The sequence below is a fragment of the Cytobacillus sp. EB106-05-05-XG126 genome (assembly GCF_058791715.1).
The window spans coordinates 323,501-347,576 of the sequence record NZ_JBYTDU010000002.1 but is presented as its reverse complement, the minus strand read 5'-3'; the positions used below and the strand labels follow the sequence as shown (position 1 = coordinate 347,576).

The following is a 24,076-nucleotide window of genomic DNA, read 5'->3' as shown; positions in this document are numbered from 1 at the left end:
ATAAGAGAACAGTTGTTCTAATCGTTTTAATTTGCTAGAGTAGGGGTACAACATAAAATCTTACATTATATGTATAAAATAATTCTTTTAGAACTGAAATATCAAGGACCTGGAGGTGGGACAGGAATGCGTAAACTGTCAGATGAATTATTAATCGAATCCTATTATAAAGCAAAGGAACTGCAGCTAAGCAAAGACTTCATCCGTTTAATTGAAACAGAAATCCACCGTCGTTCACTATCAAACAGAATAAAAGTTACATCCTAAAAATGGACAAGCCCTGAATAGGGCTTTTTTTATTCTCCATATTTAAGACCGCAACAATTGGCCTGCACAATCACAATAGAATTCCAATCCGCTCTCCTACTTTAATATGAGCAGGAGTCTTAATTGACTTTTCAAGCTGGAATTTCCCCTTCTCAAATAAGAGAATGACGGTAGAGCCAAATGTAAAATAGGCCATTTCCTTTCCTTTTTCAAGCTGATCCCCTTCATGGGTAAGTTCGATGGAATTTACAAACATAGCACCCACCTTCACAATTGCGATTGCTGAATCACCATGCTTTACTTCCGTTATGCTCCGGAAATTCTTAGAAAGCGTTTCTCTTCCATATTTTAAACCCCATTTGTTAACCGGAAAAGATTTTAACCCCAGAATCCATTGATCTGCTACTTTTCCAGTGACCGGGCTGTGTATCCTGTGGTAATGGCTCGGACTTAAATAAAAGATCATGTAAGTGCCGCCTGCATATTTCCCTGCTTTATTTGCACCAAGCATCTCAGAGATGGAATAGTTCTTCCCTTTTACTGTAATTATACGATCCTCCCGGATATCCCCAATATCTTCGATTACAGCATCTACAGGACTTACTGCTGAATCAGGGCTCTCATCGGTTACTCGTGCCCCTTCCTTCAGCTTTCTAATGAAAAACTCATGAAGTGTTGGATATTCATGCAGTTTTTTTTCCATTTCACTCTCATTAATATTATAAATTCTTGAAAATGAAGGAATGACCCTCCTGCTTAAACTTGATTGTGCAAATTTCTGAAGTATACCGGATGTCCATCTTCCATTTGTCAATTCAATCAGCAGTCGATATACAGGTTTTAACAAAGGAAATGCCCCCTAACTAAATATGTTCTTTACGAACAGGCATAAAAAGCATAGAATAAAATATTATTATATAACATATAAAACTAAGTTTGCCATAGACTTCCTCAGATTTGGCGCTTTTTTTATTATTAGCTTCAGTAAATTTGCAGATTACTTCTTTTTCTGCCCTTCCCGATAGTTCCCATTTGCCAAAAGACATTTACACATAACTGTTAGAAAAACTTCCTAAAGTCTGCAAGCTGTGATTCCCCGCTGCAAGGAGTGTTCGATATGTTTTCTCAGGATGTTCTTGATTTAACCATTAAGAAGCTAAAGGCTCAGACTGCCAATATCTTAACACTGTCTAACTTATTCTTAGGGTGCTTTGCTATACTATTTTCTATTAATGACAATTTGAAATTGAGTGTGCTGCTGATCTTTATCGCAGCTCTTGCTGACCGATTTGATGGGATGGCAGCAAGGAAAATGAATATTGAATCGGAATTAGGAAAGCAGCTGGATTCGATGAGTGACATTATTTCGTTTGGAGTTGCACCTGCACTGCTCCTTTACTTGGGAGTACTTTATGCATTCGGGGCACCCGGCGCCTTCCTGACTGCTCTATATATAGGATGTGGAGCTTTGCGGCTCGCCCGGTTTAACATTAGTGAGAATAACGGCTATTTTACCGGCCTGCCAATAACAGCTTCCGGATGCCTCGCCACTTTATGTTTTCTGGCTGTCCCTTATTGGCCTTCACCTATATTCCTTTTCATAATGCTGATACTTTCAATTTTAATGATAAGCCCTTTCAGGCTGAAAAAAATGTAAAAAAGCCGTGCTCAAAATAAGAGCGCGGCTTCTATATTTTATTTATCACCTGTTAATGCCAGGAACTCTTCCACATCATCCATGCATAATTGCACGGCACTTTCCCAGAACTCAGGCTTGGTTAAATCAGCATTTAAATGCTTCATCGCTAAATCTTCAACTGTCATCGATGCAGTATCCTTTAATAACGCTATATATTTTTCTTCATATCCTTTCCCTTCTTTTAGTGCCTGTGCATAGATTCCGAGCGAGAATAAATACCCAAAAGTATATGGGAAATTATAGAATGGCACGCCAGTAATAAAGAAATGCAGTTTTGAAGCCCAGAAGGACGGATGATACTCATCAAGCGCGTCGCCATAAGCCTCTTTTTGGGCTGCCGCCATGATGTCATTCAGGCGTTCGGCACTCACATTTCCCTGTTTTCTTTCTTCATAGAATCTGGTTTCAAACAGGAATCGCGCATGGATATTCATTAGCAGTGCAACAGATCTTTGTACTTTATCTTCTAATAGTGCCAGCTTCTCTTCTTCTGACCCTGCTTTTTTCACTGCGGCATCAGAGACAATCATTTCTGCAAAAGTAGAAGCTGTCTCTGCAACATTCATGGCATAATTTCGATTCAGCAAATGAAGATCTCTCATTGCATATGTATGAAAACCATGCCCGAGTTCATGTGCAAGGGTAGAAACATTGGATGGTGTCCCTGAGTATGTCATAAAAATTCTTGATTGGCTGTCTTCAGGAAAGTAAGTATGAAAACCGCCTGGCGCCTTTCCTGGACGGTCCTCAGCTTCAATCCACTTTTCTTCAAAGGCTTTTTTAGAAAAGGAGGTCATCTCTTCTCCGAATTGGGCAAACTGCTCAAGGATAAATTCTGCGCCCTCCTGATAGGATAATTTCGTTTCTGACTCGGAGAGCGGCGCATCCAGGTCATACCAGCTTAATTTCTCTAAACCTAAAAGCTTTGCCTTTCTCTCCAAATATTTAACAAGAGGTGCTTTATTTCGGGAAATTACCCCCCACATTGTCTCCAGGGTTTCTTTTTTCATCCTGTTTAAATCCTGCGGTTCCTTAAGAAAGTCATCCCAGCCTCTTAATTTATATACATTTAATCTAAAACCGGCTAAGTGATTTAGAGTCTTGGATAGATAGTCAGACTGGCTGTTCCATGACTTTTCCCAATTATCAAAAACTTCTTTGCGCAACTTTCGGTCAGGGCTTGAAAACTTATTGGAAGCCTGCCCAACTGACAGCTGTTTTATCTCACCATTTTCAGTGCATGGAATCTTTATGTTTCCTACTATTACGTCATACATCTGGCCCCATCCATGGTAACCATCAACAGCAAGAGCATTAATGACAGTCTCTTCCTCCTGCGAAAGCTTTTCTGAGGCTTTTTCGCGACGCTCGCTTAATACAAATGAGAGTTCATTTAAATTTTGATCACCTATTATTTGCTCCCATGCACCGTGATCTAAACTTGCCAGCTTCTGATCAAATACAGTTAAAGCGTTTTGAAAACCTGCACTCAATTCCGTAGTTGCGCCTCTAAGGTCTTTCGCTTTTTTGTCTTCGGTATTTTGTGCCTGAAGACAGCTGACAAAGGCTCCGGCCTGGCGCACTTTTCTTGCCGTCTGCTGAAACAGCTCAATAATTTTACTTATTTCATCGGCATCTTCAGCTGAGTTAGAAGGCTCCCAATTATGTATTAGATTAGAAAATGAATCAATATGTTTTCTTGTTTCCTGTAAATGCTGTTTAAATTCAGCTGAGTCGCTTCCACCCTTAAAAAAAACATCTAAATCCCACACGGACGAATATGCTGTTGCAGTCATATAATCCCCCCTTAAAAAGTTTCGGCTGCAGAAATATTATACCTTGATTTTTCCGAAATTTCTATAAAATAACACATAAAAGAGCCCATATCCTAAGATATGAGCCAATTGCTGGTTATCGCTACCTGAAATAGCCGCCATAATAAACAAATCCCCCAAAAACAAGCAGCAGGATCAGCAGGACAACTGCGAGGGCCAGCCAGAACCCGCCTCCGCCATAATAACCGCATGGATAAGGAGGGGGAACAGGATACCCGCCATAACCATAAGGCATAACCAATTACCTCCCTTCGCCTTCTATTACTAAGATATGTATTAAATGGACAATCGCTTAGGCTTTTGTACTAAATCACGGTTTAAAACTGATGTTTTCTTAGCACCTCTATTAGAATAATTCATAGAATATACTAGAAGGAATTTTATGGGAGGAGTGTTAAATGAAGATTATCTCAATCTGCAAAAAATGCAAAGGCACAGGCAGCATAACAGCATGTAAATTCATAAAGAAAACCTGCCCTGCCTGTAAGGGGTCTGGCAAAATGACAAAACACCTTTCCGATATCAAGTATCAGGAGAGAAATAAGTTTTTTCTTCATTCATAACAGGTAGCCATTAATTTGAACCCTTCCACAGGCAAGGGTTTTTTATTTTTTGCTGAAATACTATATAATGACATCGATAATTATAACCATTGAAAGTTATGGATTGGAGTGAAACAAATGAAACATGGCAGAACGATTTTGGCGGTTCTCCTTTTATTGCTCACTGCCGGCTGTTCTGTGGAGGATGAGCAAAGTAAGAAAACTGCTGATGAACCTTCAAATAAAACTTCAGAAGCAACTGATTATACTATTATTGAGGCCTCAGCCCAGCAAATCGAGCATATTCAAGGAATTGGATATCCCGGAAATGATGCCGGACTTTACCTTTCATCCAGCGAAGGCTTAAAATTTTTCAAAGATGGCATTTGGCATGAGACGACTTCTCTTAACCATGACTATATGGGATTTCAGGCTGTCAAAGATGGATTTATTGTCAGCGGCCATCCTGATAAGAATTCCGTTATAAAAAACCCTCTTGGAATTGTGAAAAGTACAGATAAAGGAGCCTCTTTCAAGAAACTGGCTTTTAGCGGAACAAGTTCCTTTCCTTTTCTAGCTGCAGGCTATGATACCAATCTAATCTATATGATCAATCAGGAAAATAACGATGAACTCAAGGCAGGTGTATACCGCTCTCAGGACGCAGGAAAAACATGGGATCCAGTCAGCTTAAAAGGACTTGAGGCCGACACACTTGGTATGATTGCAGCACATCCAACTAATCCTGAAATCATGGCCATGTCAACAAGAAGCGGCATCTTTTACTCACAGGATAAAGGGGAAACTGTAAAGTTAGTATCTGAGCCAATTATGGCTACAGCCCTCGCATTTACGGAAAACAGCTTGTATTATGCCTATGCAGATCAGGAAAAGGTCCAAATGAGCAAAATCGATCTTAAAACGATGGAAAACTCACAGGTTAAAATCCCTTTTCTCAGCTATGACAACCCTATTACATACATTGCTGCCGAACATAAATCTGACGGAAAGCTTGCTGTTTCAACTTATTTAAAAGATGTATATGAATCTGCAGACAGCGGGGAGAACTGGAAGCTCCTATTGAAAAACGGCAGAATTAAATAACTAAAGGGACAGTCAAACTGTCCCTTTAGCTGTTACTTTTCCTTTTTTCTTTTTCCGCCCGATAAAATTCATGAAACATTTTCATTAATGCTCTCTTTTCAATTCTGGAGACATAACTTCTTGAAATGCCAAGCTCTTTGGCAATTTCTCTTTGTGTTTTTTCTTTTTGCAGGTCAAGTCCGAACCTGCCGACAATGACTTCTTTTTCTCTGTCATCTAAAACATCAATATACTCCTTCACTTTTTCCAGCTCCATATTTAGCTGAATCGTATTAATAACATCCTCAGATTCCGACTTAAGAACATCAATAAGAGATATTTCATTGCCTTCTTTGTCCTGCCCAATAGGATCATGAAGGGATACATCTTTTTTAGTCTTCTTCAGTGCCCGTAAGTGCATCAGTATCTCATTCTCAATACAGCGGGCTGCATAGGTGGCAAGCTTTGTGCCTTTCCCTTCCGAATAGCTCTCGATGGCCTTTATCAGTCCAATTGTCCCTATTGAAATCAGATCCTCAGAATCCTCCCCTGTATTTTCGAATTTCTTTACAATATGGGCAACGAGCCTTAGATTATGTTCAATAAGCATATTACGGGCATGCGAATCGCCTGCAGCCATCAAACGCAGGTATTTCTTTTCATCTGCAGGAGACAGCGGTTGAGGAAATGCATTATTTTTTACATAAGATACAAGAAACACTATCTCCTTAACCAAAAACCCGAGTGCAGTTAAAATACCGGACATCGTTCCACCCCCGCTTATAATGCGTTCAAAAATGCCTATAACTAATTCCTATGTATGGATGGAGTTGTTTTTGTCTGTCCAATTCAGATAATTTCCTCAGAAAAAATTCCGCCCCTCACTTTTTCAGCCAATAGTCCTTCAATAAAGCTTTTCGCTATGATGATAGGATATAATTATTCATGGTATAATTTTTATCGCCTGCGTGCGGTATACATAGCTCCGTTTCAAGTTATATAAACAATCAGGAAGAAAGAGGTCTTGATAATTTGAATGGTCAGAGAATAATTTTAGCCCTCGTATTTTTTATTGTTTTTCTTGACAGCCTTGCAAAGTTTATTTTTGAAGGTTTTTCTTTAAAGACCTTGCTGATATTGCTCGCAGTTTCTGGAATTGTCCTATTTCTCTGGATTTACCCTAACAAAAAGGACTGACTTCTCAATCCGGAAGTCAGTCCTTTTTTTATATTTCATATTACTCTATTACGCTTACCTCAGCAGAAATGATGCAGCCGACAGTACCGCACACAACTAATCCCATTACGATCCAGAACATCCTCCACACCCCTTTTTTAATTCCTTATTTTCTTTAATGTAACATGGTTTCTGCTTCAGAAAACGGGAGGAATGTGAACATTCTGTTAATCAGCATCAAGTGGATCAGTTCCTTTTCTTTCGGAATTTCAAGGTTAAAATTAATATATGCAAAGACACGCTCCTTACCTCCTAACCGGTTACAGCTTTGTTAGGTGGAATCTTTCTCCACCCAAAAAATTGCCTGACGTCCTTGTAAAATGTAAATCATTTAACAAACCACCTTTCTTGTTTTTTTGTCACTGAAATTAAAATGGACGGTAAATTGAGAATTGACGATCACGGTTTTGTTCAATAATTTTTTTAGCCATTTGTTCACGAACAACATCTTCTGCTGATACGTGACGTTTTTTTATCGTGACTGTTAAAAATAAGATATTTAATGTCATTAGATATTCCACCTCCTCTTTCATATCCTGCCAAAAGGCACAAAAAAGCCGCAAAGAGATATACTCCCAGCGGCCTGCCATTAAGGCATAAAAAACCGCAGGGCACAATTCTCCCTGCGGCATGGATATGTAATGTCAATAAAGCAAATCTAAGCGATCCATTCCATGTAGGTCGAATTTGTACAATATTTATTTAGCTGTGTTCCTAATACAATTGCAGTTAACATCATTTCATTCGACCTCCTTTTTAGAATTTTCACTTACACTGGTAATTATATCCACGATTATGCAGTTTGTAAACCTTTTTTGATAAATTTTTATTTTATTTTTTTGTTTTATAAATACAGCCTGTTAATTTCCGCTGCAGGGTGTAGTTTAGTGAGTTGCTCTTCGCTAGGGGCATTTGAAAATGCTGACGCATTTCCTTCGTGCGGTGTTCGTTATTAAGAAGCAACATACTTTACGAAAATAGCCAATGAAAAAAACGCCCGGATATCCGGACGTTGATTTTACTTATTTTCTCATGAGGTATTCCTGACCTTCATCCGTTTCATTCAATTTCGTTCTGCATCGTCTGGAAAGGATAAAGAAAAGGATTGAGCCTATAAGGAAAGCTGAAGAAGATCCAGCCATTAAATATAAATCAGAAACTGTATTTGCAGTGTCAGGGATAATTAAGCCAATGTAAAAAAACGATCCGATAGCGAGCATTGTAATTGCAAACCGCTTGAAATCAACCATTTTTTGATATAAGTTCTTTGCTTCGTTCATCATTTATTATCACCTTCTAAGAAAGACTATGTTTCTACTTTAACATACTTAGCAAGTTTGAAGGTGATGTAAATAATGTAAGATAGGAAAAATAGGGAAGAGATTATCCCTTTTTAAAGTTATTTGTTATTCTTAATGGCATTTACTATCTTCATTACAAGTGTAGCAGAATGAAGTGCTGCCTTCTCCAAAAATTGCTCAAATGAAACATCAGATTCTTTTCCTGCAATGTCTGACAGGGCACGGATGACAACAAAAGGAGTCTCAAACTGATGCGCAACCTGAGCAACCGCTGCTGCTTCCATTTCTACTGCCTGAAGGTCTGTAAATTTATCACGGATATAATCCACTCTTGCAGGATCACTCATGAAGGAGTCACCTGTTGCAATTAACCCTCTTACAACCTGGATATCCCCGATTTCCTTGGCGCATGCTTCAGCAATCTGCACGAGGCTGTGATCGGCTTCGAATGCTGCCGGCAATTGAGGTACCTGTCCATATTCGTAGCCAAAAGCGGTAACGTCTACATCATGATGTCTAACCTCAGTCGAAATTACCGTATCTCCCACATTCAGTTCAGGATTAAATCCTCCAGCTGAACCGGTGTTAATGACATAATCCGGCTTGTACCGCTCCAAAAGGATGGCAGTCGACATGGCTGCATTTACTTTGCCTATTCCAGAACGGAGCAGCACAACATCCGCACCACTCATTTTTCCTGCTGTAAACTCGCATCCTGCAATAGTATCCTGTTGCTTATCTTCTATTTTATCTCTAAGTAAAGTAACTTCCTCTTCCATTGCTCCAATAATAGCTATTTTCATTTTAAGACCTCTTTCTATGCTTTGATTACATTCATGGAATTAGTTTGCCCATATGATTTATGCAAACTCTATTCTACCATCATAGACGGGATGTTTGCCATATTCGTAAATAATTCATGCATTAACCTCTCAGGTTTTGAAAGTTGCCAGACTAAAACTCACCCCATAAAATAAAAGATAGTATCGAAGGGAAGGGGGAATCACGATGAATTTCCAGTTTGATTTGATAGAAGATAAGGTTGAGTTTTATGAGGCTCCTACTATAAAGGAGCTTGAAAAGAAGATAAATTTACAGATTGAGCATAATAAAGCCATCCTTTTATCTGTCCACCACGTATCGCATCAAATGCATCTTGATGAGAATGGAAGGACTTATTTCTCGGCGGTGGTTCACTATAAAGCAAAAAAATAAGGACGCCTTGGCGTCCTTATTAACTAATTTATTGCATTTAAGACCTCTACTCTGGATGGCTTCCATCCTTCTCCGTCAACCCAGTCTATATAGACACGGTACTTTTCACTTTGATCTTTTGTGGAAACTGTCCCAACAGAGCTATTGGGCCCATTATTTCCGAGGAACCAAACAGTCATATTCCCCTGATCAACACCTGTCGCATAAGAAATGGCACTGAGCATCTCCTGCCAATCTGCATGATTTTGATCGTAGACAGCAGTATGCTCTCCCGTTTGAGAGGTTCCGACTGGTTTCCATGATGGATTTTCAATCGTTTTTTCAACGTCAGGTCCGCTTCCGCCTTCTGTTACGACTTGTTCTTTATCTTCTTCAGGTTCCTCTTCAGCATTCTCTTCTGTTTCTTTTTCTTCTTCTTCAGACTCTTTATCTGCTTCCTCTTCGTCTTTATCCTCGTTTTGCTCTATATCATTGCCCTTGTTTTTCTCATTTTGCTTCGATTCAGATGCTGTCTGTTCATCGGCAGGAAGTGCCTGGTCATTATTACCGCCGAAGAATATCTTGGCTGATACAACAATAATAAGGATGATGACAAGTGCAATAAGGCTATTTAAGATGATATTGGTTTTTTTTCTTTTTTCCCGTTTACCAAAACGGGATTCTCTGTTATTCCCTTTCAAGACTTTCTCCTCCCCAATCTGTCAGAATTACAAGTAAATATCAAAATGAACTGTTTAATGCACTAATATAATATAATTTTCACTTATAATTTAGTCTGTTGATTTCCGCTCCAGGCACGCAGCGAACCCGCGGGGAGTCCTGCGAGCCTCCTCGGCTTTGCCTGTGGGGTCTCGCATTCCCTCACTTCACGCAGAAGTAAAGTGCCCACAGCGAAGATCAACTCAGTGCATATACTTAGTGCACAAATCTACATACTTTGAAAGAAATTAATATAAAAAATGAGGATTACTTTACTCAAACAGCGGCTGTCAACATTCTAACACGGAATCAGGTTATGTTAAAAGAAATAACCTATGGACACCTGTACTGCCGGCAATTAAATGGACGACAGAAGTATTCGGAAAGTTACACTATACCATATTTGTTTACTGGTCTGCAGAGCCCAATGGAGGAGTTTCCTGGTTATGATTATAGTTATAGATTTCTTTGACTATATCAGCAAAGAGCGGATTCACTCCTCCTGTGTCTTCAGTAACCTCCAGATTTACAGTTACAAGGGCATATTTTGGATTTTTATATGGAAAATAACCCGCGAACCATTTATTGTGAAGCTGCTTTCCATCTGCCATTATGCCCGTTTCGGCAGTGCCGGATTTGCCTGCAACTTCGTAAGGAAGTTCTTTAAACCAGCGGCCGGTCCCTTCTTCATTGATTACGACTTCCCTTAGCAGCCTTTGAAGCTTCATAGCGGTAAACGGGGCAATTATTTCTCCCTGCAGCTTCTGTTTCTCGAATTCTATAAGAGATGTACTGTTTTTATATTCAATTTCTGACGCAACCCGGACCATTTCTTTCTCTCCTCCTCTGGCTATAGCTGCCATCATGTTGGCAACAGCAAGTGGAGTAGCTCTCACCTCATGCTGTCCAATTCCTGTCATGCCTGCAAAATTACTGTCTTTCTTAGCATCTTCAGACAGAAACACCCGTCCTTTTTCTTCGTCCTGAAGCTGTTTAAAATCGCTGAAGTGATAAATATCTCCCTCCCAGCTTACAGGACCTATTAATGACAGTTTGTCTGCATACTCCTCAAGGAGATCCGGGTTAATATCTTTTAATTCCTTAGCAATGGATGCAAATGTATTATTACAGCTCCTGGCAAAGCTCTCATCGAAATTCAGCATGCCATGCTGATATTTAAGATCCGGCTCCCCATTTATTTTCCTGCTGCAGTCAAATTGCCTTTTAGGGTCGTCCAGACCATGGTCAATTGCGGCTGCTGCCACTACCGTTTTAAAAACCGATCCCATGATCTGCTGTTTAATCATATGATTAATCGTCCCTCTGCTTTCTTCATCAAATGGATTATGTTTATTAAGGGATGGACGCGACACCATTGCCAAAATTGAATTAGTCTCTATATCAAGCAGGACAATACCGCCTTTTTTAATCCCATGCTGATCCGCCAATTTTTCAGCCATCATTTGCAAATCATAGTCCAAAGTTGTCCTAATATTAACCGGATAAAAGGGATTTGCCGGTTCAACATATTTTACATCGATGCCAAACAGGGGTCCGCCTGTTCCATCTACATGATAAACAAGTTTTGATGCCCCTTCAGGAAGCAGAAATTCATCAAAGCTCTTCTCCATGCCAGTAATGCCGATCATTGTGTCAGGAGACAGATTTTTGTCCGGGTACCTTTCATTAAGGACGTCCTGATTTTGGCCGGTAATTCCAATTAGCTGGGATGCGGGTTTTTCGGAACGGCTGTATTTCTTTTCAACAGCAAAGACACCCGGAATTTTCAAATCATTGATTTTCTCCATTTGATCGTAAGACAGCTGAATGGGCTGCGGGCTTCCAAATGCAAAAGGTTCTTTTGCATTCTCAACAGAATGACGCAAAGAATACTCCGAAGCACCCGTAATTTCAGATATCTTTTTTATATCCCAATCCATTCTTGCGAGGAAGGGGAATAATATAAGAACAGATTTGTTTTCAAATGTCATGGGATTACCGCTGCGATCAAGAAAATCCCCTCTCCCGGCATCGATAATCATTTCCTGGGAGCGCTGACGGACACTTGCTTCCAAAAGATTGATTTCCCTGCCTGTAAAATGCTCTGTTGAAACAAGCTGCAGCTGTATAAGCCTTCCCATTAAAAAACAAAGAATTATGAAACTAACGATTAGCCAGCCAACTGCTCTTTTTCTCCACATAAAAAACACCTCGTCAAAAGTCTTGACGAGGTTTTCTGATTTCAAACCAGCTATTCTTATTTAATGGAAACAATGCGTACGTTCATTTCTCCTCCAGGAGTCTGAACGGTAACTTCGTCTCCGACTGTACGTCCAATCAGGCTCTTGGCAATTGGTGAATCGTTTGAGATTTTACCTTCAAAAGGATCCGCCTCGGCACTTCCTACGATAGTATAAGTTTCTTCGTCTCCATCCGGAAGCTCCACGAACGTAACGGAACGGCCAAGTCCAACGATATCTCCAGCCATTTCTTCCTCTTGAATGATTTTTGCATTGCGGATCATATTTTCAAGAGTAGTAATCCGGCCCTCAACAAATGCCTGCTCTTCTTTTGCTGAATCATATTCCGAGTTCTCGGAAAGATCTCCGAAGCTTCTTGCGATTTTTATACGTTCAACTACTTCTTTGCGTTTAACCGATTTTAAGTATTCAAGTTCCTGCTCAAGTTTTTCTTTACCTGCCTGTGTCATTGGGAAAACCTTTTCTGTAGCCAAAACCTTCACTCCTTCGAATTACACATCCTTTAAAAGGATGTGTTCTATAATGTATGTACTTCTTTTTATCATATTATCAAGAAAATGAACAGGAGCGCGTCCTTTGTTAAAGGGCGCGCAGATCATCTTTTTATATTGACCGGCTCTGAAAGATTTAGCTGACGGTTATATTGAACCAGGACAAGCAATAGATCTAAAAAAGCCACTCGGTAAAAGGATAAGTCCTATAGAACATTTTCAATGCTATTGTTTCATAAAAATGACTTTTGTTCAAGAATTGTTTGAATTTTTGTGACCATTAAATCAATGGCAACGTAATTATGCCCGCCTTCGGGAATAATGATGTCAGCATATCTTTTCGTGGGCTCAATAAATTGATTATGCATTGGCCGTACAACATTTACATACTGTTCAATGACTGAATCCATGGTGCGTCCCCGCTCTTTTATATCCCTGAATAAGCGGCGGATGATCCGCAGGTCTGCATCTGTATCTACATATAATTTCATGTCCATCAGATTACGGAGCCTCTCATCCTCAAGAATCAGAATGCCCTCTAAGATGATGACATCCTTTGGTTCGACTTCAATTACTTCTTCAGACCTTGTATGCATGGCATAATCATATACAGGCTTTCTTATCGGCTCATATTTCAGCAGGCTTTCAATATGTTCAATAAGCAGGTCGTTGTCAAATGCAAGCGGATGGTCATAATTTGTCTTCAGCCTTTCCTCGAAGGGCAGATGAGTCTGATCCTTATAATAATAATCCTGTTCGATCATAAGGATTGAGTGCCCCTTGAATCGGTCATAAATCGCTTTAGTTACGCTCGTTTTTCCTGAGCCGGAACCGCCGGCCACCCCAATTACAACGGGTTTGCGTTTCATTGATTAGAGCTCCTTTCGCATCATGTTGTCAGGGTATACCGGCTTATCAACTTTAAATTGAACAATTTGAAGCGGATGGCGCGCTGCATCAAGCTCATTGCCTTTTTCATCCCATATTTTATCGATGACTTGTGTAAAGTTTTCAATTTCAGGGCCGAAGAATTCTACTTCCTCTCCAGGCATAAATTTGTTTCTCTGCTGCAGGGTAACAATTTGTGTTTCCGGATTGTAATCCAGCACAAGCCCGACGAAATCGATATTCGTCTTTTTGCTATGATTTCCAAACATTTGCTCTTTATACCCGGGAACCCCTTCAAAGAAAGCGGTCGCTGTTTCGCGGTTTGCACATTTATCAAGCTCTTCAAGCCATTCCTGCTTAATCTGGAAGTTATCCGGATCTGCACAATAGGCATCAATCACTTTGCGGTACACGCTTACTACTGTTGCAATGTAATGGATGGATTTCATGCGTCCTTCAATTTTTAAACTGTCAATTCCCAATTCGATCATACGCGGAATTGATTCAATCAGCTTAAGATCTTTAGGACTCATCGCAAAAGGAGCATCTCCTTCGCTGTATAAAGGTACTTCATTTTCTCCTTCAAGCTGATACAAATCATAATCCCAGCGGCAGGACTGGCAGCAGCCGCCCCTGTTGGAATCACGTGCAGTCATATGGTTGCTGAGTGTGCAGCGACCGGAGTAGGCAATACACATCGCCCCATGAATGAAGGTTTCAATTTCAATATCAACCTTTTCCTTCATTTCTTTGATTTCCTCCGCACTTGTTTCACGCGCAAGGACGACACGCTCCAATCCTTCTTCCTTCCAGAACTCGACTGCCTTCCAGTTGGAGAGGGATTGCTGTGTGCTTAAATGCACTTCTATCTCCGGTGCAACACGGCGGCAGGTTTCAATGATCAGCGGATCTGCCACAATGATTCCTGCAACTCCTGCTTCCTTAAGGCCCAGCAAATATTCCTCAAGACCATCAATATTATCGTTATGAGCAAAAATATTAGTTGTAACATAGATCTTTGCTCCGTATTTTTTGGCGAATTCTACGCCTTCTTTCATTTCTTCAAAAGTGAAGTTGCCTGCGTTTGAACGAAGGCCGTATTCCTGTCCGCCGATAAACACAGCGTCGGCACCATAGTGGACGGCAATCTTCAGCTTTTCAAGGTTTCCAGCCGGAGCAAGCAATTCAGGCTTTTTTACAATAACCCGTTTGCCGTTGACAATTTCGGAAATTTTTTCTTTTACCGCTGCCATAGAGCTTCCTCCTCTTTCTTTTTAATATAGTCAAATTAGTAGACAGTTTCCTTAAAGAAGAATCCGGTATCAAGCGGACGATTCGCCGGCTGAATTTCTTCAACTTCAGTGAGAAGACCATCTTTTATTTCATCGTATTGGTCCGGATTTTCGACACATAGATCTATAGCTTTTCTATAGAGTTTAGTCACTCCAACAATATACTCAGGAGTTTTTAATATCCCGTCAATTTTAAATGAATCAATGCCCGCTTCAATCATTTCCTGCAGTTCATCTATAATGCAGATGTCATTAGGACTCATGATATGAGTGCCATTTTCATCTTCAAAAATCGGGTATTTATTTTCCCGTTCCTTATCGTGAAGGAACATATTTTTTTCCTGTTTGCGGTTTTCCACTTCCAGGGCTTTCCCCTGGTATTCATAATAATTGCCCAGCAGGGAGCGCTTTGATTGGAACATGGCAGTCATGCCATGAACCTGCACTTCAATTTCCACCTCGGCATTCTCTTTTATTTCAATGATGGCATCCATATTAATCTCTCTTGCAAGGACTGCGCGTTTTGCACCTTTTCTGCCCCAGTAGTTGCATGTATACCAGTTTGTTGCAGTAGTTTCTGTATTCCAATGGAGCTTCATGTCCGGCGCAGCCGAGCGGGCGGCCATTAATACAGCAGGATCTCCAAAAATGATTGCATCAACATTTATTTCATCTAAAAAACTGATATAGCCTTCAAGTTCAGGCACTTTATCATTATGAAATAAAGCGTTCATCGCCACATACACTTTTTTCCCATGCTTGTGTGCAAGTTGAACCGCTTCTTTCACATCTCCCCTTGTGAATTCCCCTGCAAGTCTCAGTCCATACCGCTGTTCTCCTACAACAAAGGCATCTGCACCCGCAGACACAAGGGGCCCGATATCTTCAACACTTGTTGGCGTTACCAACAGTTCAGGTTTATTCATTATAATCACCTCTTTTTACTAATTGCCACGCCATCCCCAACAGGCAAAATAACTGTATGATATTCAGGATGACTCATTAGCCATTTATTAAACACATCAATTTTTCTAACCATATTCCGGATACGTTTATTTTCTATATCTGGTTCACACACAAGGCCTTTGAAAAGGACATTGTCTGTTATAATCACACCGCCATCTGAGAGAAAACGTGAATAGATTTCAAAGAACCGCTGATATTGGCCTTTTGCTGCATCAATAAATATAGCATCATAGCGTCCGTGCTTTTCAACATCTTCTTCGACTTCCAGGGCATCTCCCTTAATGATGATGATTTGCTCCTTTTTCCCGGCTTCTTCTATATACTTTTCGGCAAGCTGGTAACGTTCCGCATCGCGTTCAATAGTAACAATTTTCGATTCAGGAACTGCGAACGCCATTCTGAGTGCTGAATAGCCAATTGCCGTGCCTACTTCGAGAATCATTTTCGGTTTTTGAATGCGCAAAAGCTGAAGCATCGCTTCAATTCCTGCCAGCTCCATGATTGGAACATTATGCTCTTTGGCGTACTGCTCCATTTTGTCCAGTAACTGGGATCTTTCAGGTATTATTTCCTCTATATATGCATGCAGCTTATCGTTCATCAAGCTGGCATCACCTCGATCAGATGGAATTTTATTGTCAAGCTGCGGCTCTAAGAGACACTCAGGTCTCAGCCGTTTTTTTATTTAGACATGAAAAAATAGCGTTCACAGATAGGATGTGAAAATGCGCTGTGCTGCATTCCGGCTTAGTTGAGCCTGTATCCATGCTTGTCCGTGATTTACGCTATCTTAAAGACATTAAAACACCTGATCTATTTTACCATAAGTAAAAGGGGAATGCTATATCTGCACATTCCCCTTTTCCCAATTTAATTATTTGATATATGCTGTGCTTTTTTTTGATTATGCTCATCCAATGTCTTTGAGAAAAGAACTTCTCCTGATGATGTAGCAAGGAAGTAAAGGTAATCCGTTTCTGCAGGCACCAATGCTGCTTCAATTGAGGAAACTCCTGCATTTGAAATTGGACCGGGCGTCAGTCCAGGGTACTTATACGTGTTGTATGGTGAGTCGATTTCTAAGTCTTTATATAGGACCCTTGATTTATGTTCACCATGTGCATACAGAACAGTTGGATCTGTCTGCAGAGGCATTCCTGTGTCAATCCTGTTGTAGAAAACACTCGCAATCTGATCACGGTCTACTTTCGCCGTTGCTTCTTCCTCTATGAGCGATGCCATTGTCAATAATTTGTGCGGAGTATATTCCTGCTTCTCCATATCACCGCTATACTCTTTAATAACTGAAGCCGTTTTATCAAGCATAACTTTGACAACTTCCTCTATAGTCGGATCTTCTTTGTAAAAAGGATAGGTTGCCGGAAATAGATATCCCTCAAGAGGATATTTAATATTCTCACCCAGGATTTCCTTTGTAAGCAATCCAGGATATTCTGCCATTAAAGACTTAATAAAAGCTTTTTCATTAAGTTTTTTCAACACATCTTCTGGTTTTTTATCAGTTTTTTCTGCAATGATCCCTGCTATCTGCTCAAGCTGTTTTCCCTCTGGAATGGTGATCTTGAAAGCAACTTCTTCCATTACCTTACCTGTTTTCAAGCTATCCAGAATCTCCTTCATATTCATGGAAGGCTTCAATTCATATTCTCCTGCCATGAATCCAGCTTCATTCTTAAATTTCACATAATATTTAAAAACACGTGCATCCCTGATAATTCCATTTTCTTCAAGGACTGTGCCGATTCCTGTAACAGAAGACCCGATTGGTATCTCTACTTTTTTCGGCTTACTATTATCGGGATCAACAGGCTTTAAAGCTGAATTAATATAAAAATATCCGCCGCCGAGCACTGCAGCAGCTGAGATTAATAATATGATTGCAACTATCAGTACAATTTTACGGACTACTTTTGCTTCACCTTGGCGCTCAATCATTTTTTCGCGTATTATTTCTTTTTTCCCTTTTTGATCGTCTGCCGACATCACATATCCCCCCGTTCCAAAGACCTTAGCTTTGTAAATGGCTCTTTTCGTATAATTTGTTTATTTTCGCCTTTCAATATTGTCCGTTGATTTCCGCTCCAGGATGCTCAGCGAACCTCGGGGCAGGCGGTGAGCATCCTCACCGCTTCGTGTCTGCGGGATCTCACCTGTCCCGCTACTCCCGCTGGAGTCTCGCGCCTGCCGCTGCAATCAACTCAGTAAATAATATTATAAAAGCAAAAAACTTTGCAAAAACAGCATTGTAAATTAACTGCACGTTTTCTTGCCAACTGGCCTAAGAAATTGTATTTTCTTTTTGTTCCTGAGACATCACGGGCTTATTATACTATATTTTCTTTTGGAAGTCGCAGGATATTACAAAAACCAAAAAGATTCGCCATTTTTTTCCACATTTTGCACTTTCGGTTTATTCAGCTCCAGCCGAAAAAGAAGCAAATAAAAAACTGGCCCGGGGGCCAGTATAATTAATCTTCCTGCTCATCAAGGAATGTGTTTAGCATTTCTTCAATTAGATCCCATTCCTCTTCTGTCTCGATCGGCTGCAGCTCGCCATCCTTGCTATCTTCGCTTGGGCTGAATGCTGATGCGTGAATTTCAATTTCTTCATCATCATTTTCATCTGCCCCCACTGGGTAGTAAAGGACATATGACTTTCCGAATTCTTCGGAATCAAACGTGAACAATACTTCGCAAAGCTGCTCGTTGCCTTCCTCGTCAATTACAGTAATGTTGTTATCTCCATGGTTCATTTCTGTTCACCTCATTAAATTTGGCTATTTAAAAAGCCTTGTAAAATCATTACGGCTGCCATTTTATCAATGACTTTTTTCCGTTTCTTGCGGCTGACATCCGCTTCAAGCAAAACTCTTTCAGCTGCCATTGTTGAGAGACGCTCGTCCCATAATACGACCGGAAGGCCAAATAGCTTCTCCAGCTCTGAAGCAAAGAACTGGCTGGCTTCACCGCGTGGGCCAATGGTTCCATTCATATTTTTAGGCAAACCGACAACAATTTTACTGACTTCATGCTCTTTTATTATTTCACCAATTCTTTCAAAACCAAACTCTTTTTCTTCCTCGTTGATTTTGATGGTTTCCAAGCCCTGCGCTGTCCATCCGAGCGCATCGCTTAGAGCGACGCCGACTGTCTTAGAGCCGACATCCAGTCCCATAGTCCGCATGTTTACCCCTCACGCTGCTGTTTTAAGTATGATTTAACCAATTCTTCGATGATCTCATCCCGTTCAAGTTTACGGATGATATTGCGTGCATCCTTATGGCGGGGAATGTAAGCCGGATCCCCGGACAGCAGATAACCGACAATTTGGTTTATAGGATTATACCCTTTTTCCTGGAGGGCACCATACACTTGAAACAGAACTTCATTCACATCCTGTTCGATTGGTTCTTCAGGAAAGTTAAACCTCATTGTTTTGTCAAATGAGCTCATATCTTACACCTCGCTTTTCTGCATGAAGGATAGGATAGGTTATATTTGCCGGATTGAATCCGGTTCATTACCCGCTTGTCCCCCTCTTCATAACTGTTTGGCCTGCCGCCTGAATATACAGAGCGATCAATAAATGATCTTGTTCCTGACAGGAAAACATGGTGAAGAACAAGCTGTTTCTTCCTGATGATGAACAATCTCTCTTGGTTACCTCCATTTTACACTACTTTACTGGGATATCAAACGGATTTAACCCATTCTTCTACAAATTGCAGAGCACTTTCAAGTTTTTCCGGGTCTTTTCCGCCAGCCTGAGCCATGTCCGGACGGCCTCCGCCTCCGCCGCCGCATTTTGCAGCAACTTCTTTGACCGCTTTGCCCGCATGGAAGCCTTTTTTAATCAGATCATCTGTCACCCCGGCAATAATATTCACTTTTCCCTCGTTTACACTGCCTAATACAACAACTGCAGATCCGAGTTTTTGTTTTAAATCGTCAGCCATATTGCGCAGGTTATTCATGTCTGATGCCTGGACCTTCTCAGCAAGAACGGTAATGCCATTGACTTCTTTTGCCTTTGATACCAGGCTCCCTGCTTCAATATTGCCCAATTTCGCTGATAAAGATTCGTTTTCACGCTGCAGCTGCTTCATTTCTCCAAGCAGCACATCAATTCTTGCGGACAAATCTTTTGGATTGGTCTTTAATTTGCCTGAAGCTTCTTTTAATACAGTAATCTGGTCATTCATTAGCTTGTATGCAGATTCGCCAGTTACTGCTTCTATTCTGCGAGTTCCAGCGCCAATTCCGCTTTCCGATTGGATCTTGAACAATCCGATGGAAGCAGTATTAGGAACATGGCATCCGCCGCAAAGCTCGAGACTGTAATCACCAACCTGAACAACCCGGACAATCTTGCCATATTTCTCACCAAATAGAGCCATAGCCCCCATTGCCTTTGCCTCTTCAATGTCCTTGTAGTTGATTTCAACTTCAAGGCTTTGCCAAATTTGTTCGTTGACAATCGCTTCAATTTTCTCAAGCTCTTCAGAAGTAATTTGCCCAAAATGAGAGAAGTCAAAACGCAGGCGATCCGGCCCTACTAAAGAACCAGCCTGGTTAACATGGCCTCCCAAAACATCCTTTAAAGCCTGATGAAGCAAGTGAGTTGCAGTATGATTTTTGATTACCTTTGAACGGATTTGCTCATTTACGGCAGCCAGTACAGATGCTTCAGCCTTCAGCGTTCCTTTTTCAACGACAGCTCTATGAAGATTTTGTCCATTCGGAGCTTTTTGAACATCCTTAATTGAAACCATTAATCCTTCTGCTTCAAGAGTTCCCTGGTCAGCAATCTGTCCGCCGCTCTCTGCGTAAAATGGTGTCTCATTCAGGATCAGCTGAATCTCATCACCAGCATGAGCTTCTTCAATTAATTGCCCATCCTTCACAATTGCAGCTATTATGGCTTCTGTCTGAAGCTTATCATATCCGACAAATTTGCTTTCGGTTTTCAGCTCTCCTAATACACCGCCCTGGACCTGCATGGAATCTACATCCTGACGTGCTGAACGTGCACGCTCACGCTGTCCCTCCATTTCCTTTTCAAATCCGGCATGGTCCACTTTCATACCTTCTTCTTCAGCATATTCCTCTGTTAACTCAACAGGGAATCCGTACGTATCATAAAGACGGAAAACGTCTTCACCCTGAATCGTATCGCTGCCTTTTTCCTTTTCTTTCTTGATAACAGATGAAAGAATGGCAAGACCTTCATGAAGTGTTTCATGGAAACGTTCTTCTTCGTTCTTGATGACCTTTTGGATAAACTCTGTTTTCTCTTTTACTTCCGGATAGAAGTCATGCATAATTTCTCCTACCACAGGCACCAATTCATACATAAATGGCTCGTTTATATTAATTTGTTTAGCATATCTGACAGCACGGCGAAGCAATCTTCTTAATACATAGCCCCGTCCTTCATTAGAAGGCAGAGCACCGTCACCCACTGCAAATGCCACTGTGCGGATATGGTCAGCAATAACTTTAAATGCAACATCCGTTTCTTTTGATGCTCCATATTTCCGGCCTGAGATTTCTTCCGTTCCCCGGATAATCGGCATAAATAAGTCTGTATCAAAGTTGGTAGGAACATTTTGAACGACAGATGCCATCCGCTCAAGCCCCATCCCGGTATCAATATTTTTCTTAGGAAGCGGCGTATAAGTGCCATCTGGATTATGGTTGAATTCAGAAAACACAAGGTTCCAAACTTCTAAATAGCGATCGTTTTCACCGCCGGGATAAAGTTCAGGATCTTCTGTGTCATTTCCGTATTCAGTACCGCGATCATAGAAGATTTCTGTATTTGGACCACTTGGGCCTTCTCCAATATCCCAGAAATTTCCTTCCAAACGGATAATTCTCTCTTCCGGCACTCCCACTTTTTCCCGCCAGATGTTAAAAGCTTCATCATCTTCAGGATGAATCGTAACTGAAAGCTTTTCTTCAGCAAAGCCAATCCATTTTTTATCAGTCAAAAACTCCCAAGCCCAGATGATTGCTTCTTCTTTAAAGTAATCACCAATTGAGAAGTTGCCCAGCATTTCAAAAAAAGTATGATGTCTTGCTGTTTTGCCGACATTTTCGATATCGTTGGTGCGGATGGATTTTTGGGCATTTGTAATCCTTGGGTTCTCTGGGATGACACGGCCGTCAAAATATTTTTTCAGAGTGGCGACACCACTGTTAATCCAGAGAAGGGAAGGATCTTCGTGAGGAACGAGGGATGCGCTCGGTTCAACAGCGTGTCCTTTCTCTTTAAAGAAATCCAGGAACATTCGGCGTATTTCAGCACCTGATAATTGTTTCATTCTAACCAACCTCCTAAAATATGTAAAAACTTCTAAAAACAACAAAAAAAGCCCTCATCCCTGGACAGGGACGAGAGCTTGCTCGCGGTACCACCCTGATTATGGAAGTTAATAGTATAAAGGCCAGATCCTTATCCGGTTCATTAGACAATCTTCCATCTCTCAGATCCTTAACGCGGAAATACGGCAGGGATTAGCTGCACTCAGGATTAGCTTTCTGTTATCCTTCATCTGGAAGTTCTTTCAGCCATGGAACTCCCTCTCTTTTATGAACGCAGCAATGCATTCACGCAGATGGCCTATAACATACTCATTCCGTCAAAATGTTTAATATATAACTTTATAGACGCATTATAGCGATTTACCTTTATTGTTGTCAACATCATGATGAGGTTCCGCTGATTTTTGACTGTTTATTTTTTGAAAAGTGTTTTTTTGCATGTATCATACTTACTTTAATGACAGCTAAAATCGGAACTGCAATAATCAAGCCCAATATCCCTCCAGCTTCTCCGCCGGCCAGCAGTGCGAGCATAATGAGAAGAGGGTGCATATGAAGACTTTTTCCAACAATCAGGGGTGACAGGATATTCCCCTCAAGGAATTGAAGAACAATAATAATCCCAATAGTTATTACGACCATTTTAACCGATAAAGCTGAAGCAATGATGACAGCCGGAACCGCTCCGATAATTGGACCAAAATAAGGAATTACATTGGTAACACCTATAATTGTGCCCAGCAAAAGAGGATAGCGCATATCAAAAACCCAGAATAGCAGAGAAGAAATCGCCCCAATGGCTGCACATACCAGAAGCTGTCCTCTGATATAGCTTCCGAGGGACTTATCTATATCTCTTAAGAATAACACGCCTTCCTTCCTCCATTTTCTTGGCGTCAAGTACCAGGCAGCTCTTTTCATAATCGAAAAATCTTTAAGAAGGTAAAAGGAAATGAAGGGAATAACTGCGATAATCACAGCGTAGTTCAGTACATTCAGAAAAAATGTGATTACCTTTGATAAAAGATTATTTAATCGTTGCTCTACAGCAGCAATAACCTCATCAATCCTGGTCTGCAGGCCATCTGGCCATGTTGATGTTTTACTCTGAATCGCGTCGATCCACCCGCGGTACTGATTTGCAAATTGAGGTGCATTTTCCGCCAGATCACGCAATTGATGAATAAAAGCCGGAATCCCTTTATATAGGATAAGGCCAATTCCCCCGAAGAACAAAAAATATATAATAAAAACGGCAAGCCCCCTGTGAAGCCCCGTTTCATGCAATTTTTCCACGATCGGGTGAAGAAGATATGTAATAAATGCCCCAATGACAAAAGGAATGAATACGGCAAAAATGATTTCCAGAACGGGCATCCATAATGCCTGGAGCTTTAGGAAAACTAAAATCACAATAAACAAGAGAAGCAGAAATCCAAGCCGGTAATACCATTTCATTTGAATATTCAATATGGCCCCCCTCCTTGTAATTATTGTGATAGCTTCCATGGGAATTATGCATCTTATTCAATATGATAAGCATGGAGCTGCGAAAAAAAGCTGGCCCTTTTTTAAGAACCAGCCTTGATCATTTAAAATAAAGCTTTGGTTATTCTTTTCTGGATGCGTTTCATTTTTCGGCCTGATATCATATTATTCTTTTGAACATAATTATAAGCAGCCATGCCTGCTCCAAGCATCATTGCAGAGGTTAATATTTTGTTCAAACTGGTTCACCTCTTCCGTTAATTCTTACGAAAGAAACCGGCGCTCTTCTTCTTCAAATAAATCATCAAGGGAGCTGAGCGTACCATCTTCCTCTACTTGATGGGTGTTAATGATCCCTTTGGACAAGGATAGTTCAATAAAGCAATTCCAGCAATAATATTGGTTAATCCCGATTTTACCAATATCTTTGCTCTGGCAATTTGGACATTTCAGCACGAAAAAGAC

27 protein-coding genes are annotated in these 24,076 nt (G+C 40.7%); 4 read left to right on the top strand and 23 right to left on the bottom strand.

Going from position 1 to position 24,076, the window contains the following annotated elements; all coding sequences use genetic code 11:
* The first annotated feature begins 126 nt into the window (after window positions 1-126).
* The gene (locus AC3WTL_RS12125) at window positions 127-267 is read left to right on the top strand and encodes a sporulation histidine kinase inhibitor Sda (protein WP_035331211.1); all 141 of its coding nucleotides are present in this window, start codon (window positions 127-129) and stop codon (window positions 265-267) included.
* A 70-nt stretch (window positions 268-337) separates the two neighbouring features.
* On the opposite strand, the gene AC3WTL_RS12120 is transcribed toward AC3WTL_RS12125, so the two are convergent.
* A complete protein-coding gene (locus AC3WTL_RS12120; protein ID WP_394580034.1) occupies window positions 338-1,114 on the bottom strand; it encodes a phosphatidylserine decarboxylase in 777 nt (258 codons plus the stop codon).
* A 270-nt stretch (window positions 1,115-1,384) separates the two neighbouring features.
* Between AC3WTL_RS12120 and pssA the strand changes: the two genes are divergently transcribed.
* On the top strand, window positions 1,385-1,924 hold the full coding sequence (gene pssA, locus AC3WTL_RS12115; RefSeq protein WP_252219451.1) for a CDP-diacylglycerol--serine O-phosphatidyltransferase: 540 nt from the start codon (window positions 1,385-1,387) through the stop codon (window positions 1,922-1,924).
* A gap of 38 nt (window positions 1,925-1,962) precedes the next feature.
* Here the strand turns inward: pssA and AC3WTL_RS12110 are convergent, their stop codons facing one another.
* Window positions 1,963-3,762 (bottom strand): M3 family oligoendopeptidase, encoded by a 1,800-nt coding sequence (locus AC3WTL_RS12110; RefSeq protein ID WP_252219454.1) that lies wholly within the window; start codon window positions 3,760-3,762, stop codon window positions 1,963-1,965.
* 121 nt (window positions 3,763-3,883) lie between these two features.
* Entirely contained in the window at window positions 3,884-4,036 is a 153-nt protein-coding gene (locus AC3WTL_RS12105; RefSeq protein ID WP_252219457.1) for a hypothetical protein, read from the bottom strand.
* Window positions 4,037-4,481: 445 nt separating this feature from the next.
* Between AC3WTL_RS12105 and AC3WTL_RS12100 the strand changes: the two genes are divergently transcribed.
* Entirely contained in the window at window positions 4,482-5,447 is a 966-nt protein-coding gene (locus AC3WTL_RS12100) for a F510_1955 family glycosylhydrolase (RefSeq protein WP_248348354.1), read from the top strand.
* Between the two features lie 25 nt (window positions 5,448-5,472).
* Here AC3WTL_RS12100 and sigK read toward each other — a convergent pair whose 3' ends face one another.
* The 4 genes from sigK to mtnN all read right to left on the bottom strand — a co-directional run bounded on the left by sigK (window position 5,473) and on the right by mtnN (window position 8,766).
* Window positions 5,473-6,192, bottom strand: a complete 720-nt coding sequence (gene sigK / locus AC3WTL_RS12095; RefSeq protein WP_048010323.1) for an RNA polymerase sporulation sigma factor SigK — start codon at window positions 6,190-6,192, stop codon at window positions 5,473-5,475.
* Window positions 6,193-7,030: 838 nt separating this feature from the next.
* A complete protein-coding gene (locus AC3WTL_RS12090; RefSeq protein ID WP_076257467.1) occupies window positions 7,031-7,171 on the bottom strand; it encodes a YrzI family small protein in 141 nt (46 codons plus the stop codon).
* A 513-nt stretch (window positions 7,172-7,684) separates the two neighbouring features.
* Window positions 7,685-7,945 carry a YrhC family protein gene (locus AC3WTL_RS12085; RefSeq protein ID WP_492369450.1) on the bottom strand — a complete coding sequence of 87 codons (261 nt, stop codon included), beginning with the start codon at window positions 7,943-7,945 and terminating at the stop codon, window positions 7,685-7,687.
* 116 nt (window positions 7,946-8,061) lie between these two features.
* Window positions 8,062-8,766 carry a 5'-methylthioadenosine/S-adenosylhomocysteine nucleosidase gene (gene mtnN, locus AC3WTL_RS12080; protein ID WP_248348349.1) on the bottom strand — a complete coding sequence of 235 codons (705 nt, stop codon included), beginning with the start codon at window positions 8,764-8,766 and terminating at the stop codon, window positions 8,062-8,064.
* A 205-nt stretch (window positions 8,767-8,971) separates the two neighbouring features.
* Here mtnN and AC3WTL_RS12075 point away from each other — a divergent pair, with 205 nt between their 5' ends.
* Window positions 8,972-9,178 (top strand): YrzA family protein, encoded by a 207-nt coding sequence (locus tag AC3WTL_RS12075; RefSeq protein WP_252219463.1) that lies wholly within the window; start codon window positions 8,972-8,974, stop codon window positions 9,176-9,178.
* Between the two features lie 23 nt (window positions 9,179-9,201).
* Here AC3WTL_RS12075 and AC3WTL_RS12070 read toward each other — a convergent pair whose 3' ends face one another.
* The 16 genes from AC3WTL_RS12070 to AC3WTL_RS11995 form a co-directional block, all read right to left on the bottom strand.
* Window positions 9,202-9,858 carry a YrrS family protein gene (locus AC3WTL_RS12070; RefSeq protein WP_492369449.1) on the bottom strand — a complete coding sequence of 219 codons (657 nt, stop codon included), beginning with the start codon at window positions 9,856-9,858 and terminating at the stop codon, window positions 9,202-9,204.
* A gap of 426 nt (window positions 9,859-10,284) precedes the next feature.
* A complete protein-coding gene (locus tag AC3WTL_RS12065) occupies window positions 10,285-12,078 on the bottom strand; it encodes a peptidoglycan D,D-transpeptidase FtsI family protein (RefSeq protein WP_492369448.1) in 1,794 nt (597 codons plus the stop codon).
* A gap of 56 nt (window positions 12,079-12,134) precedes the next feature.
* Window positions 12,135-12,611: a transcription elongation factor GreA gene (gene greA, locus AC3WTL_RS12060; protein ID WP_009333053.1), complete on the bottom strand. Its 477-nt coding sequence runs from the start codon at window positions 12,609-12,611 to the stop codon at window positions 12,135-12,137.
* Window positions 12,612-12,862: 251 nt separating this feature from the next.
* Complete coding sequence (gene udk, locus AC3WTL_RS12055; protein ID WP_076257413.1) at window positions 12,863-13,498, bottom strand: uridine kinase; 636 nt, start codon at window positions 13,496-13,498, stop codon at window positions 12,863-12,865.
* Window positions 13,499-13,501: 3 nt separating this feature from the next.
* Complete coding sequence (locus tag AC3WTL_RS12050; protein WP_492369447.1) at window positions 13,502-14,770, bottom strand: peptidase U32 family protein; 1,269 nt, start codon at window positions 14,768-14,770, stop codon at window positions 13,502-13,504.
* A gap of 35 nt (window positions 14,771-14,805) precedes the next feature.
* On the bottom strand, window positions 14,806-15,735 hold the full coding sequence (locus AC3WTL_RS12045; RefSeq protein WP_222497706.1) for a peptidase U32 family protein: 930 nt from the start codon (window positions 15,733-15,735) through the stop codon (window positions 14,806-14,808).
* Between the two features lie 5 nt (window positions 15,736-15,740).
* Complete coding sequence (locus AC3WTL_RS12040; protein ID WP_227888326.1) at window positions 15,741-16,376, bottom strand: O-methyltransferase; 636 nt, start codon at window positions 16,374-16,376, stop codon at window positions 15,741-15,743.
* A gap of 269 nt (window positions 16,377-16,645) precedes the next feature.
* On the bottom strand, window positions 16,646-17,779 hold the full coding sequence (gene mltG / locus AC3WTL_RS12035; RefSeq protein ID WP_222497705.1) for an endolytic transglycosylase MltG: 1,134 nt from the start codon (window positions 17,777-17,779) through the stop codon (window positions 16,646-16,648).
* A 485-nt stretch (window positions 17,780-18,264) separates the two neighbouring features.
* Complete coding sequence (locus AC3WTL_RS12030) at window positions 18,265-18,549, bottom strand: DUF1292 domain-containing protein (RefSeq protein WP_009333059.1); 285 nt, start codon at window positions 18,547-18,549, stop codon at window positions 18,265-18,267.
* 14 nt (window positions 18,550-18,563) lie between these two features.
* Window positions 18,564-18,980, bottom strand: coding sequence for a Holliday junction resolvase RuvX (gene ruvX / locus AC3WTL_RS12025; protein ID WP_174749524.1), 417 nt, complete (start codon window positions 18,978-18,980; stop codon window positions 18,564-18,566).
* Window positions 18,981-18,982: 2 nt separating this feature from the next.
* A complete protein-coding gene (locus AC3WTL_RS12020) occupies window positions 18,983-19,249 on the bottom strand; it encodes an IreB family regulatory phosphoprotein (protein WP_009333061.1) in 267 nt (88 codons plus the stop codon).
* Entirely contained in the window at window positions 19,246-19,446 is a 201-nt protein-coding gene (locus AC3WTL_RS12015; protein ID WP_197248227.1) for a hypothetical protein, read from the bottom strand. The genes AC3WTL_RS12020 and AC3WTL_RS12015 overlap by 4 nt, the downstream gene beginning before the upstream one ends.
* Before the next feature lie 42 nt (window positions 19,447-19,488).
* Window positions 19,489-22,122 (bottom strand): alanine--tRNA ligase, encoded by a 2,634-nt coding sequence (alaS, locus tag AC3WTL_RS12010; protein WP_222497704.1) that lies wholly within the window; start codon window positions 22,120-22,122, stop codon window positions 19,489-19,491.
* Between the two features lie 382 nt (window positions 22,123-22,504).
* Window positions 22,505-23,593, bottom strand: a complete 1,089-nt coding sequence (locus AC3WTL_RS12005) for an AI-2E family transporter (protein WP_222497703.1) — start codon at window positions 23,591-23,593, stop codon at window positions 22,505-22,507.
* Between the two features lie 122 nt (window positions 23,594-23,715).
* Window positions 23,716-23,850: a YrzQ family protein gene (locus AC3WTL_RS12000; protein WP_222497702.1), complete on the bottom strand. Its 135-nt coding sequence runs from the start codon at window positions 23,848-23,850 to the stop codon at window positions 23,716-23,718.
* Window positions 23,851-23,875: 25 nt separating this feature from the next.
* The gene (locus AC3WTL_RS11995) at window positions 23,876-24,067 is read right to left on the bottom strand and encodes a YrzR-like zinc ribbon domain (protein ID WP_035331236.1); all 192 of its coding nucleotides are present in this window, start codon (window positions 24,065-24,067) and stop codon (window positions 23,876-23,878) included.
* Window positions 24,068-24,076 lie beyond the last annotated feature (9 nt).

Coding starts and splice junctions, on each gene's coding strand:
- AC3WTL_RS12125 (WP_035331211.1), top strand. CDS start 127: ATGCGTAAACTGTCAGATGAATTATTAATCGAATCCTATTATAAAGCA.
- pssA (WP_252219451.1), top strand. CDS start 1,385: ATGTTTTCTCAGGATGTTCTTGATTTAACCATTAAGAAGCTAAAGGCT.
- AC3WTL_RS12110 (WP_252219454.1), bottom strand. CDS start 3,762: ATGACTGCAACAGCATATTCGTCCGTGTGGGATTTAGATGTTTTTTTT.
- AC3WTL_RS12105 (WP_252219457.1), bottom strand. CDS start 4,036: ATGCCTTATGGTTATGGCGGGTATCCTGTTCCCCCTCCTTATCCATGC.
- AC3WTL_RS12100 (WP_248348354.1), top strand. CDS start 4,482: ATGAAACATGGCAGAACGATTTTGGCGGTTCTCCTTTTATTGCTCACT.
- sigK (WP_048010323.1), bottom strand. CDS start 6,192: ATGTCCGGTATTTTAACTGCACTCGGGTTTTTGGTTAAGGAGATAGTG.
- AC3WTL_RS12090 (WP_076257467.1), bottom strand. CDS start 7,171: ATGACATTAAATATCTTATTTTTAACAGTCACGATAAAAAAACGTCAC.
- AC3WTL_RS12085 (WP_492369450.1), bottom strand. CDS start 7,945: ATGATGAACGAAGCAAAGAACTTATATCAAAAAATGGTTGATTTCAAG.
- mtnN (WP_248348349.1), bottom strand. CDS start 8,766: ATGAAAATAGCTATTATTGGAGCAATGGAAGAGGAAGTTACTTTACTT.
- AC3WTL_RS12075 (WP_252219463.1), top strand. CDS start 8,972: ATGAATTTCCAGTTTGATTTGATAGAAGATAAGGTTGAGTTTTATGAG.
- AC3WTL_RS12065 (WP_492369448.1), bottom strand. CDS start 12,078: ATGTGGAGAAAAAGAGCAGTTGGCTGGCTAATCGTTAGTTTCATAATT.
- udk (WP_076257413.1), bottom strand. CDS start 13,498: ATGAAACGCAAACCCGTTGTAATTGGGGTGGCCGGCGGTTCCGGCTCA.
- AC3WTL_RS12050 (WP_492369447.1), bottom strand. CDS start 14,770: ATGGCAGCGGTAAAAGAAAAAATTTCCGAAATTGTCAACGGCAAACGG.
- AC3WTL_RS12045 (WP_222497706.1), bottom strand. CDS start 15,735: ATGAATAAACCTGAACTGTTGGTAACGCCAACAAGTGTTGAAGATATC.
- AC3WTL_RS12040 (WP_227888326.1), bottom strand. CDS start 16,376: ATGAACGATAAGCTGCATGCATATATAGAGGAAATAATACCTGAAAGA.
- mltG (WP_222497705.1), bottom strand. CDS start 17,779: ATGTCGGCAGACGATCAAAAAGGGAAAAAAGAAATAATACGCGAAAAA.
- AC3WTL_RS12030 (WP_009333059.1), bottom strand. CDS start 18,549: ATGAACCATGGAGATAACAACATTACTGTAATTGACGAGGAAGGCAAC.
- ruvX (WP_174749524.1), bottom strand. CDS start 18,980: ATGCGGACTATGGGACTGGATGTCGGCTCTAAGACAGTCGGCGTCGCT.
- AC3WTL_RS12020 (WP_009333061.1), bottom strand. CDS start 19,249: ATGAGCTCATTTGACAAAACAATGAGGTTTAACTTTCCTGAAGAACCA.
- alaS (WP_222497704.1), bottom strand. CDS start 22,122: ATGAAACAATTATCAGGTGCTGAAATACGCCGAATGTTCCTGGATTTC.